We start from the raw sequence: 15,732 nt of genomic DNA, 5'->3' as shown, positions 1-15,732 counted from the left end.
TATACTTAGCAATAATTTATAAGCTTAATTTATATCTACCTTTCATTAAACCCTAAAAACTTTACAGGTAAAGACTTTCAGTCAAACCAATACCAGCAAAAATTAAATATCAACCTTCTTCTTTCTTCCTTCTGACTTCTTCCTTATAAAATAAAGCTATCTAAAATATTTATTCTAAAATCTAAAAAAAATGTCATTTGTTGGCCTACATATTCATAGCGATTATAGCCTATTAGACGGGGCATCCCAATTACCACAATTAATAGATAGAGCAGTAGAACTAGGAATGCCAGCCATTGCTCTGACAGACCATGGAGTAATGTATGGGGCGATTCAATTAATTAAACTGTGTAGAAATAAAGGAATTAAACCCATAATTGGCAATGAAATGTATGTGATAAATGGAGAAATTGAGAAACAACAAAGAGGCAAAAAATTTCACCAAGTCGTATTAGCAAAAAATACTCAAGGCTATAAAAATTTAGTCAAACTAACAACTCTTTCTCATCTACATGGTTTTCAAGGAAAAGGCATATTTGCTCGACCTTGTATTAATAAAGAATTACTAGAAAAATATCACGAAGGTCTGATAGTAACTAGCGGGTGTTTGGCAGGAGAAGTACCGCAAAATATTATGCAGGGAAAATTAGATGAAGCGAAGACAGTAGCTAAGTGGTACAAAGATTTATTTGGAGAAGATTACTATTTAGAAATACAAGACCATGGTTTCCCAGAAGATAGAGTAGTAAATACTGGAATTGTCAAAATTGCCAATAAATTAAAGATAAAAATAGTAGCCACAAACGATTCTCATTTTATTTCTTGTCGAGACGTAGAAGCACACGATGCTTTGTTGTGTATTAATACTCAAAAATTAATCTCTGAAGTAAAACGGATGCGGTATAGCGGTACCGAATATTTAAAGTCTGCTGAAGAGATGAAGCAACTATTTAAAGACCACCTAGAAAATGAAATTATAGAAGAAGCGATCGCCAATACATTAGAAGTGGCAGATAAAGTTGAAAAATATCAAGGAATTTTAGGAGAACCAAGAATTCCTGATTATCCCATTCCGCCAGAACATAATGCCGATACTTATCTGGAAGAACTTGCTTGGGAAGGATTATTGGAAAGGCTGAAACTTAAACAAAGAAGTGAAATTTCCGCAGTATATAAAGAGCGGATGGAAACTGAATTGAAAGTTCTTCAGGATAAAGGTTTCTCTACATATTTTTTGGTGGTTTGGGATTACATAAAATATGCCAGAGATGAAAATATTCCTGTCGGACCTGGTAGGGGAAGTGCTGCTGGTTCATTAGTTGCTTATTCTCTGCGGATTACTAATATAGATCCGGTACATCATGGCTTATTATTTGAAAGATTTTTGAATCCCGAACGGAAATCAATGCCAGATATTGATACAGATTTTTGTATTGAAAACCGAGATGCAATGATTGATTATGTGACTGAACGGTATGGAGAAGAGAGAGTTGCCCAAATTATTACTTTTAACCGGATGACATCTAAGGCAGTATTAAAAGATGTGGGGAGAGTGTTGGGAGTTTCGTTTGGGGAAGCGAATAAAATGGCAAAGTTAATTCCTGTTGCACGGGGTAAACCAGCTAAGTTAAAAGTGATGATTTCTGATGAGACTTCTTCTCCTGAATTTAAGGAAGCTTATGAAAATAATGAAATTCAAATAGAAGATAATCAAGCCGGAAAAGTTAGTAAAATTTCTGTTCGTCAATGGATAGATATGGCAATCAGAATTGAGGGTACTAATAAGACTTTTGGAGTACACGCAGCAGGGGTAGTAATTTCTAAGGAACGCCTAGATGAAATTGTGCCTTTACAAAGGAATAATGATGGAGCTGTGATTACTCAGTATCACATGGAAGATATAGAATCCCTTGGTTTGTTGAAAATGGATTTTTTGGGATTGAAAAATTTAACTATTATTCAGAATACTGCCGATTTGATTGAGCAAAATCATCATCTTCCTTTAGTTCCAGATGAGTTACCAGCTAATGAAAGAAAGGCAATGGAAATTTTGGCGAGAGGCAATATTAAGAAAATGCCAGAGGATGTGAAAAAGACCTACGAATTGATAAAGTCTGGAGACTTGGAAGGAGTATTTCAGTTGGAATCTTCTGGCATGGTGGATGTGGTGAAAAAATTGAAGCCTACTTCTATTGAAGATATTTCTTCTATATTGGCTTTGTATCGCCCCGGACCTTTAGATGCGGGTTTAATTCCTAAATTTATTGACCGGAAACATGGGCGGGAGAAAATTGAATACCAACATCCAAAGTTAGAACCAATTTTGCAAGAAACTTATGGAGTTTTGTGTCTGCCAAAGGGAACTTTAATCGATCAACCAGATGGTTCGAGAGAGGCGATCGAAAATATTAAGAGTGGGGAGATAATTTTAACTTCGGATGGTAGGAAAGTTTGGCAGGCAAAAGTTGCTAAACAGTGGCGGAGTGGTGTTAGGGAAATATTGAAAATTACTTTGTCTAGCGGAACGGTAATTTATGCGGGAAAAAACCATCGCTTTTTAACGCCGGAAGGAGATAAGTTTGCCTGGGAATTAGAATCAGGAGTTAAAAACGGTAATATTTATGGTTCTGCTGTTTATGAAAAATGGCAGGTTTCTAGTAATAACAAAAGACTAGGTAAAAATGAAGCTTATTGTTCAAATATACCTCAGCCAGAAAATGGGGAAAAATCTAGAGAAAGCCATCTACAAATTTCCTCTTTATCTTTGACAACTTCTTCGGAAAATTATATTTCTCACACCAATACTTCGAGTCGGAAAAATCAGGAGTTTTCTCTGGAAAAATGTACTTTATTTAAAGAGACAAATTTCTTAGATAGACTCAAGGCAGAAAATGAGGAAAATTTGAGAGAAAACTATCTACAGATTTCCTATTTCCCTTTGGCAACTCCTTCAGAAAATTATATTTCTCACACCAATACTTCGAGTCGGAAAAATCAGGAGTTTTCTCTGGAAAAATGTACTTTATTTAAAGAGACAAATTTCTTAGATAGACTCAAGGCAGAAAATGAGGAAAATTTGAGAGAAAACTATCTACAGATTTCCTATTTCCCTTTGGCAACTCCTTCAGAAAATTATATTTCTCACACCAATACTTCGAGTCGGAAAAATCAGGAGTTTTCTCTGGAAAAAGGTATTTTCTTTAAACAGACAAATTTATCAGATATAAGGAACCTGGAAAAAGATACTTTATTTAAACCGACTAATTTATTAGACAGAGGGAAGCTGAAAAATTGGGAAAATTTGAGAGAAAGCTATCTACAGATTTCCTATTTTACTTTGACAACTTCTTCAGAAAATTCCATTTATCAGACAGATGCTTCGAGTCGGAAAAATCTAGAGTCTTTCCTCGAAAAAGGTACTTTATTTAGACAGACAAATTTCTTAGATAGAAAAAATTGGGGAAATGAGGAAAATTTCCGAGAAAACTATCTAGAGATTTTCCCTTTCTCTTTGACAACTCCTTCAGAAGATTCTATTTCTCAGATAGATACTTCGAGTCGTAAAAATCTGGATTCTTCCCGGGAAAAAGCTACTTTATTTAAACAGACAAATTTCTTAGATAAGCCTCAGCAAGAAAATCAGGAAAATTTTAGAAAAAACCATCTACAGATTTTCTATTTTCCTTTGACAACTACTTCAGAAGATTCTATTTCTCAGATAGATACTTTCAGTCGCAAAAATCAGAAGTTTTCCCGGGAAAAAGCTACTTTATTTAGACAGACAAATTTCTTAGATAGAGGGAAGTGGGGAAATGGGGAAAAATCTGGAGAAAGACATCTACAGATTTCCTATTTTCCTTTGACAACTCTTTCAGAAGATTCTATTTCTCAGACAGATACTTTGAGTCGGAAAAATCAGAAGTTTTCCCGTGAAAAAGCTACTTTATTTAGACAGACAAATTTCTTAGATAGACAGAAACTAGAAATTAGGGAAAATTTGAGAGAAAACTATCTACAGATTTCCTATTTTCCTTTGACAACTCTTTCAGAAAATTCTATTTCTCAGACAGATACTTTCAGTCGGAAAAATCAGAAGTTGGCTCAGGAAAAACCTACCTTAAATTTTTTAGATAAACCTCAGCCAAAAAATCGGAAAAACTCTGATATAAAGATATACGAAAAAAATCATTTACAGGATATCAGACTTGTTTATGTTGTCTCGGTGGAAGAAGCAGGAAAAGCAGAATGTTTTGATTTGGAAATGGAAGACCAAGCTTCTCCTTATTTTCTAGCTGAAGGAGTAGTTGTTCATAATTGTTACCAAGAACAAATTATGAAAATGGCTCAAGATTTAGCAGGATATTCTTTGGGAGAAGCAGATTTATTACGTCGTTGTTTGAGTGGTTCAACAAAAGTAATAGATGCAGCAACAGGCAACTTAGTTACTCTCAAAGAAATAGCTGCTAAACCTGAGTATTGGTTAAGTCGAAAAGTATTTTCTTTAGACACCAAAACTCAACAAATTGTGCAAAAACCAATAACAGAAATTCATCCTAATGGTGTGCGAGATGTTTGGGAAATTACCACTCGTACAAACCGGAAAATTAAGGCTACAAACGACCACCTTTTTTATACAGTTTTAGGATGGAAACCTTTAAAAGATTTTTCTGTAGGCGATCGCTTAGGTTTACCAAAGAAAATTCCGATTAATCATGGCAGTCAAATATCTGATGCTCAAATTAAATTTACTGCTTATTTAATACGTGACGGGTATCTATCTACTAAGAGTCCGTCTTGTGGTTATTTCTGTAATAGTGATCCGGAATTAATTGCTGATTTTAATTGTTGTGCAGAAGAATTATTTGGTTCTTTAGCACCTATCGATCAACAACTACATCAAGGCAAAAAATCAGTTAGTTATGTTCGTATAGGTTTTCTTTCAGCTTTTAATAATTGGGTAGATAATCATCTCAAATTTGCTAATTCACGGGATAAAGAAATTCCTGATTGGGTATTTTCTTTGTCTAAGAGTCAGTTACAACTTTTCTTAGGAATTTTATGGTCAACAGATGGTACGGACGTTGCATACAACATCCGTACAAACAAAACAATTGGGTATACAGAATATAACTCTACCTCAGAAGTTTTAGTCAGACAAATCCAACATTTACTTCTACGTTTAGGTATAGTTTCTCTGTTCAATATTAAGAAGATAAAATATCAAGGTAAACCTTATCTTTCTTATCGAGTTCAAATTACAGGACGTGAGGATATGCTCAAGTTTTGTGAATTGATAGAACCATATTTAAGTAGTTACAAAAAGCAACTTTGTGAAAGTTGTTATTTAGTTATTCAAGATATAGAATTTCTCAGACTTATAAGGTGTGGTTCTTTTTCTTCTTTCCTATTTTCTGGAACCAGAATTACTAATTCCTACTCCCTACTCTCTACTCCCTACTCCCTAAGAGAAAAAAATCAATCTAAACATTGTCTACCTCCAGAAATTATTACCCTAATTGCAGAAGCTAAAAAAGCTAGTGGAATGACTTGGACAGAAATAGATAAAGCTGTCGGAGTATGTCGTGGCACTATGTCGTCAGGTTTAAATTTTCAAAATACTCCAACTAGGAATTTATCCCGTCATAAAGTTAATAGATTTGCGACAGCTTTTGCAGATGAAAAATTAAAATCCATTGCTAATTCTGAGGTTTTTTGGGATGAGATTACTTCTATAGAATATATTGGCAAAGAAGAAGTTTTTGATTTGACAATTTCCGAAACTCATAACTTTATTGCCAATGATTTTATAGTTCACAATTGCATGGGTAAAAAGAAAGTTTCAGAAATGGAAAAGCATCGAGAAATATTTATTGATGGTGCGACTCAAAGAGGTGTTCATTCTGCAGTGGCAGAAGATTTGTTTGAACAAATGATTAAATTCGCTGAATATTGTTTGGCTTATGAGACAGAAATTATGACTGTAGAATATGGCGCTATTCCTATTGGTAAAATTGTAGAAGAACAGATTGAATGTACTGTCTATACGGTAGATAAAAATGGATATATTTATACACAACCAATCGCTCAATGGCATAATCGAGGTATGCAGGAAGTTTATGAATATAGTCTGGAAGATGGAACAGTAATTCGGGCAACACCAGAACATAAGTTTATGACTGAAGATGGTCAAATGCTGCCTATTGATGAAATTTTTGAGCGTAATTTAGATTTGAAATGTTTAAGGAGTCTAGCAGAATGGGAATTTCCTATCGTCAGTTAAAACCTCAATTGAAGCAACAGATTATTTAGGCATTTCATTACCCCCTGAAATGCCAAGAAATTCTAGATTTTCTCTGGGATTACAAAAAAGCAAAAATAGAACAGATTTTAAGGAGTTATCGTCGTGGTTAAAATTGTTTCTCGCAAGCTGGCAAAAACAGAAAATGTTTATGATATTGGAGTAGCTAAAGACCATAATTTTGTCTTAGCAAATGGGTTAGTTGCCTCTAACTGTTTTAACAAATCTCATTCCACAGCTTATGCTTATGTAGCTTATCAAACTGCTTATTTAAAAGCTAATTATCCAGTCGAATATATGGCAGCTTTACTAACTGCTAATAGTGGCGATCAAGATAAAGTACAAAAATATATTGCTAATTGTCATAAATTTAATATCGAAGTCGAACCGCCGAATATTAATAAGTCAGAAGTAGATTTTACTCCCTTGCCAAAAGTAGCGACAGGAGAAACAAAAGATAAAATTTTATTTGGATTATCCGCAGTAAAAAATGTAGGTGAAGGAGCAATAGAAGCAATTTTAGAAGCAAGAAAAGAAGGGGAAGAATTTAAGTCTTTAGCCGATCTATGTGACAGAGTTAATCTTAATGCTCTGAATAGTCGTACTTTAGAATCTTTAATTAAATGTGGAGCTTTCGATAAAATTCAATCAAACCGTCACCAATTAATCAAAGATTTAGAAGGTGTAATGAAATGGGCGCAAGATAGAAATAAAGACCGGGATATAGGGCAATTAAGTTTATTTGATGTGGCAGAAAAAACAATGCCTGCTTTTGATTCTGCTCCTAAATCTTCCACTGTTTCAGATTTTCCAGCTAAAGAAAAATTGCAGTATGAAAAAGAAATTATAGGATTTTATGTATCCGACCATCCTCTCAAATATGCACAGGAGCAAAATAAAATTTCGGATGCTATTTCTATTGCTGAAATGAAGGAAAAAAAATCTAAGTCAGTTATAAAATTATTGGTAATGTTAGCTGGAATTAAACCTCATATTACAAAAAAAGGCGATCGCATGGCATTTCTGCAAGTAGAAGATATGACTGGGCAGGTAGATGCAGTAGTTTTTCCGAAAATATATGAAGAAATTAAAAATTTACTAATAGAAAGTTCTCTTTTAGTCTTGACTGGAAAAGTTGATAAGAAGGATGATGAAAATCAGTTATTAGTAGATGGTGCAGACAAATTAGAAAAGGTAATGGCAGATGCAGTAGAACAACATGAAAAACCAGTGACAGAATTAGATAATTATCAAAATGAATCGAGAAATGAAGAGATAGAAATTAACCAACCTATTGTAGAAGTAGAAAAACCAATAGAGCAATTAGAAAGTCAAAAAAATCCTCCGAAAAAAGACCCTGAATTATTAATAACTGAAAATGGTTCTGCGAAACAAAGACAAATAATTATCTTACAAATACCAGTAAATATTATTCCTGAAAATGATTCTTTATTTGAACAAATTAAAGCCATTCTTGAAGAACAATCTTCTGGTGATCTGGAAAAAGCAAAGGTAGCAATAGGAGCATTAATATCTGATGGAAAACAACAACATTTAGTACAGTTTGGTCGGCAATTTTGGGTTGAAGATGAAGAGACAACTATTCGTCGTTTTCATGATGTAGGGTTTAAAGTTCAGATATCTAGTTGGGAAGCTTTTGCTTCTAAATAATAGTAACTAGGGCTTGCTGATTAAATTTCAAAGCATTGAATGGTATTAGTTTTAGCCTTTTTGGAGCGAAAAAAGTGAGCTTGTTTTTGGCATAAAAACTTCAAAAAGTTAGTATTGAGGGCAAAAAAAGCAGAACAATCTGCGGACAACTCTTCTTCCTACCTCCTCTATAATTCCCATTCCTCCTGTCTCCTGTCTCCTGTCTCCTACCCCTACTAAAAGACTTTTGATCACAAACCCTAAATATAGTTATAACAAACCTGGTTTATAAAGTTTATCAAAGAGATTTATAATTTTTCCGATTCTCTATAATAGTAATTTGGAAAAAGAATGTTATTAATAATAAGGACAGTTAAAAGACACGTCCAGGAGATTTTCCTTGGACTGAAAATGTAAATTAAGACCTAATAATATCATGTCCGTTAGTATCATTTGTGTAAAAGCTAGGGAAATATCTAACCTCATGTTAAAATTTACCGAATAATTAAGGTTTAAAGCCTCTCCTTTAAAGGATAAAAAAGAAAAAATTATTCTTTTAGTCAATCCTCTTCTTTTCAAGGAGAGGTAATTATTCATTATTCATTATTCATTATTCATTATTCATTATTCATTGTTGAACCTCTTCCTTCTTACTTCTGCTATCAATAACCAACCACCTTAATAATCCTCTCCTTTGCCCCCAACTTCACCAACCGATTCCCCCTATCATCCTGTCCATAAACTTTAACAGAATCCACCATCATTCCACATACTTTTCCTTCAGTTGTTAACATCTGAGCTACTACATCCGACCTACTAACAACAATTCCTGCCAAAACATCAGTTTGTCTCGTAAACTGAAAAGCATTCTGACCAATACCACCACGATTAGCAACTCGCAACGAACCAATAGCAATACGCTTTCCATAACCCTGTTCAGAAACTAAAAATAAATTGCTTTCTCCATCCAAAGTCACACAACCTACCAACTCCTCTTGCTTTCTTAATCTTGTTGCTTGAGACCCCTGTGCAGTACGTCCCATTAAAGGTAACTGTTCCTCATCTATTTCTAATCTTAATAATCTCCCCCCAGAAGTTGCCAAAACTACTTGTTCCCCTACCTGAGCTAAATTAGCATAACGTAATTCATCCTCTTCCTTTAGTTTAATTACTGTTATACCGCGATTTGTAATATCACTTAAATCAGACAAAGGTAAACGCTTAATTTTACCATTTTGAGTCAACATGATTAAATCCTTATTTTCTTCAGCTTCCTGTAAAACAAATTGAGCAATAATAAACTCCTGACGAGCATCCGTCATTTCTTTAGTTGCTGACAGTGATAATAATGTTACTAAAGGTACACCCTTATATTCATGTCGTGTTGTCGAACGATTAGAACCAGAAGGAATATCATTTACTTTCAGAGGATAAGCTTTACCACTACGAGTCAATACCACTAAAGTTTGGTCTGTAGTTGCCTCAATAATATTAATAGTAAAATCATCATTATTTTCAATAATAATATTAGATTTTTTATCAATTTGATGCTTCTCAAATTCTTTAGCAAGTAATCGTCTTACATATCCTCGGTGAGTAAATTCTATAACAACCTCTTCAGTCGGTGGTGGAGCAGCTTCCAAAGTCAAAAATTGTGATTCAACAGCTGTACCTTTTGATTTTCTACCTCTACCTTTAGCTTCCTTATTTGTTTCTTGACTACCAATTTCTACATTACTTTTCTGTTGAGAAACAGAAGCATTTGATTCCGCTTGAACAATAATTCTAGTACGTCTAGGATCGCCATACTTGCGTTTTAGAGTCCGTAATTCTTTTTTCAGCGATCTTAGAAGTAAACGGCGATCGCTCAATAAACCCTGTAACTCTTGTATTTTCCCCCTAAGTTGCTCATATTCCTCCTCCAATTTTTGTCTTTCCAAACCAGTCAGTCTGCGCATTGGCATTGCCAGAATAGCATCAGCTTGATTTTCGCTTAAACCCAAACTTTCTTGAAAACTAACCTTAGCACTACTACCATCAGGAGCATTTCTGAGAATATCAATCGTAGTATCCAAATCTGTTAAAGCTTTGAGCAAACCCTCAACTATATGACACCTACCTTGAGCTATTTCCAAATCATTGCTGTAGCGACGAGTTAAAGTTTGTTCCCTAAAACTAATAAACTCCTGTAAAAAATCTCGTAGAGATAACTGTCGTGGTTGCGCATCAACCAAAGCCAACATAATAGCACCAAACTTTGAAAGTAAATCAGTATGCTGATAGAGGTGGTGAAGTACAACACTAGGATCAGCTTCACGTTTTAGCTCAATTACAACCCTAATACCAGAGCGATCGCTTTCATCTCGCAAATCAGAAATACCCTCTATTTTACCCGCATTAACCAAATCTGCAGTTTTTTCAATCCAACCCGCCTTATTAACCTGGTAAGGCAACTCTGTCACCACAATAGCCCTTTTTGTGCGACGCCCACGAGCTGTAGGAACTTCCTCAATAGTGGCCACTCCCCTGATAGGAATACTACCTCTACCTTTAGTATAAGCATCAATAATTCCGTCAGTACTAACAATTTCCCCACCAGTAGGAAAATCAGGCCCAGGAATCAATCGAAATAACTTTTCATCAGAAAGATTAGGATTATCAATTAAAGCAATAAGGCCATCTACTACTTCTCCCAAATTATGTGGCGGAACATTAGTCGCCATTCCCACTGCAATACCAGAAGAGCCATTAAGTAATAAAAAAGGTAATTGTGCCGGTAATACAGTAGGTTCTTGCTGAGAACCATCAAAGTTGTTGGTATAGTCAACTATAGCTTCACCAATTTGGGTAAGTAAACCTTCATTACTAATAGATGCCAAACGACTTTCTGTATAGCGCATAGCAGCAGCAGGGTCATTATCGATAGAGCCAAAGTTACCATGTCCATCTATTAATGGATAACGACTGGAAAAGTCTTGAATCATCCGTACCATGGCATCATAAACAGCTTGGTCGCCGTGAGGATGATATTTTCCCAGAACATCTCCGACTACCCTGGCACATTTACGAAATGGTCTGTCTGGGGCGAGACCAAGTTCATGCATAGCATATAGAATTCGACGATGCACTGGCTTTTGTCCATCTCTGACATCTGGCAAAGCTCTACCAATAATCACACTCATGGCGTATTCAAGATATGATTGCTGCATTTCGATGTGCAGCGCTGCAGTAACGACTTGTCCGGAGAGTAGATTTAATTGTTTGGCCATGAGTTGCTATTTAGATTACTATTTATAAAAAATGACAAAGCACAATTGAGAGGCTAAGTCCAAATATTATGACAATTTAAGATTTTCAGCATGAAATACCTAAATTTTCTCAAAAGTAACAAGTGTTACCCAATTTAATATGCGCATCAGTTTACTAATTGGAGTGTATTGAAGAATGTTTTGTTCTAATTAAGGCAAAGTAAATTTAATATTTTTACAGATCCTGACAGTAGTAACTTTTTTCTCTATTTTTTTTAATGTACACAAGATTTTTTGGAGATCGTAGCTAACACACCTCAAATCTTTTGACCATAGTTGATGATAGGAATAATTATTTATATTTGATTGAGCACAAACTTAGGTTAAAGCTTAAAATATTACCTACTTAGCCAACTAATACTTTGAAAGCTATGCAGATCGAAAATATCTGCTATGTCACTTTAGGTAGTCGTACAACTACATGAGGGTAAAGTATGTTAACCTCTATTATGCTGAAGGAATTGAAATCTTACCTCGATAAGTATGTATGATTATTGATGTTTTAGATTCCTGCATTGGAGCTGCTAAAAGTAGTATTTCTAGATTACTTTCGTGATCATCATAGCAGTCAGAAGAAAATAAGCTCTTAATCTTTATACAAATAAGATTGGACTATTAAGCTTCTTCCTGGTTAGGTAGACGTCCAAAAACTCATAGATAACCATTAGAAAAATTTAAAACAATAGCTATTTAGTTAGTTTAGTAAGTGATTATGGAATTTTTAATTGATTAAACTGAAACTAGTTAAACTAAGTTGGCTTTCCCTATCTATAAAAAAATTTAGTCTAAACTTTATAATGGGGTTTTTACATTTACGAGTATTTAGTGGGAGGCCTATATGAAAACTGTTTTGATTGTAGAAGACGATCAAGTTAATGCTAGAGTTTTTTCCAAGATTTTGACCAAAAGAGGTGGTTTAGCTGTTAAGCACACAGAAGATGTGGAAGAAGTAGTAAAAATGGCTAACTCAGGAGAAGCAGACTTGATTTTGATGGATGTTTCTCTAGCTCGTAGTGTTTACCAGGGTAAATCTGTTGATGGGATTAAAATTACTCAAATTCTTAAAGCTGACCCTAAAACGGATAAAATACCAATCATATTAGTGACAGCTCATGCTATGGCAGGTGATCGAGAATCTTTTTTGAAGCAAAGTGGTGCGGATAGTTATATTTCTAAACCAGTAGTGGATCATCAAGAATTTGTCAGTCAGATTAAGTCATTATTACCCCCTGATTAATTATTAAAAAATGACCACAAACTTTTCTAGAATATAACTTTAAAGATCAGAAAAGATCAGAATCCTGCTCCAATTTTTACACTTTTGGAGCGGGATATATTAATTTATCTACATTACCGCTCCTGATTTATTGACTTCTATGCCTAAAATATTATCTAATGAGAACTAGCGATCGCTGAGAACTTCGCCATAAGAAAAACCTGGTGCTGCTAGAACAAATACTGTACTAGGAAGATTAGACGTTTTGGACTGTAAATCCTCATAATACTTAGTAAAATTCTCCCCAGGAGTCCGAATTCCCAGAAAAATCAAGTCAGCATTTTGAGAAGACTCATGCAAAATATCATAGAAAGGACGACCATTAGAAACCAAAATTTGAGATTTGGCGCTAATTCGTAAATCTCGAATCACACGATCAACATTTGCCTGAGTCGGTTGAATAGCTGCTTGCTCCGGTACTACCAATTTCAAATAAATTTCCGCATTCCGCCAATCCATATCTGTGCGCAGCAAATATGCTAGAAGTAACATTAAGCCACCATTATTTTGTAAACCACCCCACCACACATCAATTCGACGATGTTGACCAAAACCACGATCGCTGTCTTCTCGAAAAATCACTACATTTTTCTTAGCTTTATGAACATGACCAATTAACTGACAGTAGCGATCGCGTCTGGAAGGTTCCTGACTATCTCCAAGTACAACAGTATTTGGCGTTAGTGGCCCAATGCCATAAGTTTCCACTAAGAGTTTAGCACCATCAAAAAAATCTGTAGCAGTAACTACCCGCACCAGAGCTTGTACCCCTCGCTTGTCCAAATACTCACGTATTGTATCTTGCATATCACTTTGCTGAGAGACATCGCGAGACGCACTAGGCAAAACACTACAGACCGTAATCATACCTCGATTATGAGTTAAGTCATCTGCAAATTTAATCAACAACCAACGTTTTTTTGGTATCCCAGACAAAACTAAAATATGTGGCCGCCAATTTTTAGTATCCTCCTCACCTATTTGAAGAATTCCTTCCCGCACCAAGGCCATCCATATTCCGCGTCTGGCATCTCCCCAAGTTGTCTCTAACTCCCGTCGCTGTAGCCAGATAAATATTGCCAGCACTATCAAAGCAGCAATAACTGTAGCCACAGCATTAATCAAAAACATCACTGCCAAACAACCAAGGGCTCCCAACATTGATAATGACCAATGGACTTTAAATGTAGGACGGAAAGAGGGGCTTTGCAAAAAGCCTTCTATACCTGCTGAAACATTTAAAACCATGTAGGTTGTCAAAAAGAACATTGTCAGCACTGGGGCAATAATATTCAGGTCACCAATACAAACCGTGGCAGTAGCGACACCTAAAGTTACCGCTGTACCAATCCTGGGTTCATCATTTGGCCCATTACCATTACCTAGAAAAGATAACCAACTAGGTAAAACTCCATCTCTTGCTAAAGCTTGTAAAACCCTTGGTGCTCCCAGAATACTACCAATCGCACTTGAAAGAGTGGCCCCCCAAACTCCCAACAAAATTGCTGGCCCCCAAAGAGCCATTTCTTTCATCACCAGAGGTTGTTCGATTAAAGTAGTAGCATCCGCCCGCATAGCCAGGACAACTGGTAGTACCATATAAACTATATACCCAGTACCAACGGCTGCCAAAGTACCTACAGGAATTGAACGGCTAGGTTCTCGCAAGTCTCCAGACATACTCACCCCTGCCATAATACCTGTTACGGCTGGAAAGAAGACCGCAAAAACTGTCCAAAATGATTCTGATACTCTCTCTGAAGCTCCCAAAATTTCTATGTTTGTTGTTTCTAGTGGATGTCCGAATGCAAATGAAAGTAGAGATAGAATTATCGCGACCATAATAAAATACTGGGCCTTAATAGCAATCTCTGCCGAAGTTATGGCTAAGACTGCCACTGCTATAGTTGTAGCTAGAGCTACATATAGTTGGTTAAGACCACCAAAGGCATCTACTAGGCTTTCTGCAAAACCAATAGTATAAAGAGCTACTGATAGAGCTTGGGCAAAGTATAGTGGTATTCCCACTGCACCGCCTGTTTCAATACCTAAAGACCGACTAATCATATAGTAGGCACCTCCTCCTTTGACTATTCTGTCTGTAGCGATCGCGCTGACTGACAAAGAAGTTAGAAAGGTAATTGCTGTGGACAAAGTGACAATAAGCAAAGTCCCCAATAAACCAACATTACCTACTACCCACCCAAAACGGAGGTACATAATTACACCCAAAATTGTCAAAATTGAGGGAGTATAGACACCACCAAATGTTCCTAAACCTATTTCATTAGTATTGTCAGAAGCAGTTTTTGGAGTTGATTGTGTTTCTTCTGATGGTTTTTTAAATAGCTTCATACATACAAAATTTTAATATTTAAATTTCTCATTGAAGTTATCTATCATTTAATTAAATATCTATCATTGCTTTATGTCTTAGCTTTCAAGTCTTAGATTTTAGATAGTGTTTCAACTCAAACATTTTGGATACCAATAAATAATAGGGATTTTTAAAGCTGATGTTCTTTTTTCTTGATTAATTTAATTTCTAAAGTCAAAAAAACTCCCGACCATTACCTTGTAAAGCAAAGATGTTTTATACCAACTTTATAAATCTTTGCTACAAATAGCTAGGTTATTTCTTAGGAGTCAGGAGTCAGAATGAATAACTTCAATACCATTTATTAGTTCGTAAGTTATCTTTTTAGTCAAAGGGACATTTCCTGTAAAGTCTTTTGATTGCCCTGATTATTTGTAACATTATTTTTTGAAAATGGTATTAGATATAACAACCATATTGCTTAGAACATAGACTGATTATGAATCGAATAAAGTCCACTTTTTTTCCCACTACTAGCTATTGCCTGCTATATGACCAAAAAAATCAGGTCTCAAGTCTCCAGTGTGAAACTATCCCTAATTATTCGGTAATGGATAGCCTATTATATAGAATCCGGTTATTTATATAGTATATGTTTATAACTATACTTCAAGCCTTCAATCTTCTCCTACTCCTCTACTGCCCTACTGCCCTACTCCCCCCAAATATATAATAAGTGTTCAACTGGATTTGATATTAAAGGGGATAAAAAGGAAAATTCTGCATATTCAAAGTTTCCCTATTTCAGGAGGTATTGATAACTCTTGAAGAAGGAGACAGGAGACAGGAGACAGGAGACAGGAGGAAAATTACATGGGGATTC

The 15,732-nt window shown here is 35.4% G+C and carries 6 protein-coding genes; 3 read left to right on the top strand and 3 right to left on the bottom strand.

The annotated features are described in order from the left end of the window. Nucleotides 1-190 precede the first annotated feature (190 nt). On the top strand, nucleotides 191-6,280 hold the full coding sequence (gene dnaE / locus D5R40_RS39040; protein WP_124154234.1) for a DNA polymerase III subunit alpha: 6,090 nt from the start codon (nucleotides 191-193) through the stop codon (nucleotides 6,278-6,280). Between the two features lie 123 nt (nucleotides 6,281-6,403). After that, the gene (locus D5R40_RS03310) at nucleotides 6,404-7,969 is read left to right on the top strand and encodes a helix-hairpin-helix domain-containing protein (RefSeq protein ID WP_124145044.1); all 1,566 of its coding nucleotides are present in this window, start codon (nucleotides 6,404-6,406) and stop codon (nucleotides 7,967-7,969) included. A gap of 108 nt (nucleotides 7,970-8,077) precedes the next feature. Here D5R40_RS03310 and D5R40_RS40700 read toward each other — a convergent pair whose 3' ends face one another. Both D5R40_RS40700 and D5R40_RS03305 read right to left on the bottom strand, forming a co-directional pair. Then, nucleotides 8,078-8,203 (bottom strand): hypothetical protein, encoded by a 126-nt coding sequence (locus D5R40_RS40700; RefSeq protein ID WP_275670377.1) that lies wholly within the window; start codon nucleotides 8,201-8,203, stop codon nucleotides 8,078-8,080. 407 nt (nucleotides 8,204-8,610) lie between these two features. Then, nucleotides 8,611-11,217, bottom strand: a complete 2,607-nt coding sequence (locus tag D5R40_RS03305) for a DNA gyrase/topoisomerase IV subunit A (RefSeq protein WP_124145043.1) — start codon at nucleotides 11,215-11,217, stop codon at nucleotides 8,611-8,613. A gap of 877 nt (nucleotides 11,218-12,094) precedes the next feature. Between D5R40_RS03305 and D5R40_RS03300 the strand changes: the two genes are divergently transcribed. Beyond that, complete coding sequence (locus tag D5R40_RS03300; protein ID WP_124145042.1) at nucleotides 12,095-12,493, top strand: response regulator; 399 nt, start codon at nucleotides 12,095-12,097, stop codon at nucleotides 12,491-12,493. A 165-nt stretch (nucleotides 12,494-12,658) separates the two neighbouring features. Here the strand turns inward: D5R40_RS03300 and D5R40_RS03295 are convergent, their stop codons facing one another. Continuing rightward, the gene (locus tag D5R40_RS03295) at nucleotides 12,659-14,887 is read right to left on the bottom strand and encodes an amino acid permease (protein ID WP_124145041.1); all 2,229 of its coding nucleotides are present in this window, start codon (nucleotides 14,885-14,887) and stop codon (nucleotides 12,659-12,661) included. Nucleotides 14,888-15,732: the final 845 nt, after the last annotated feature.

This window comes from Okeania hirsuta (assembly GCF_003838195.1).
GTDB lineage: Bacteria > Cyanobacteriota > Cyanobacteriia > Cyanobacteriales > Microcoleaceae > Okeania > Okeania hirsuta.
This window is presented reverse-complemented; position numbering and strand designations above follow the sequence as displayed.

Bases quoted from the DNA above. Each gene is read 5' to 3' on its own strand.
- dnaE (WP_124154234.1), top strand. From the start codon at position 191: ATGTCATTTGTTGGCCTACATATTCATAGCGATTATAGCCTATTAGAC.
- D5R40_RS03305 (WP_124145043.1), bottom strand. From the start codon at position 11,217: ATGGCCAAACAATTAAATCTACTCTCCGGACAAGTCGTTACTGCAGCG.
- D5R40_RS03300 (WP_124145042.1), top strand. From the start codon at position 12,095: ATGAAAACTGTTTTGATTGTAGAAGACGATCAAGTTAATGCTAGAGTT.
- D5R40_RS03295 (WP_124145041.1), bottom strand. From the start codon at position 14,887: ATGAAGCTATTTAAAAAACCATCAGAAGAAACACAATCAACTCCAAAA.